Raw genomic sequence first — 232 nt, 5'->3', positions numbered from 1 at the left:
ATTTTAAGACAGTACCAGCGGTCAAATTCAAGATAACAGAAGGCGATTTCCACCTGTGGCAACAAATCTTTGACCCAATTACGCCTTCCTATTTTAGAACTAACAGTGTACCTGCATTGGAGTAAACCGTTCTCTTTCATTAACTTATAAACTGAATACTTACCTACTCTAAACCCTAATTCATCTCTCAGAAAGATATATGCTTTGTAATAACCATAATCCACAAAGGGTT

At 36.2% G+C, this 232-nt stretch carries 1 protein-coding gene; it reads right to left on the bottom strand.

What is annotated here, in order from left to right:
* Positions 1 to 224, bottom strand: a 224-nt coding sequence (locus tag AC23P2_RS31460) for a helix-turn-helix domain-containing protein (protein WP_487776845.1), incomplete at its 3' end; no start/stop codon positions are given.
* Positions 225 to 232 lie beyond the last annotated feature (8 nt).

It is taken from the genome of Runella sp. R0.1_18 (genome assembly GCF_057652155.1).
This window is presented reverse-complemented; position numbering and strand designations above follow the sequence as displayed.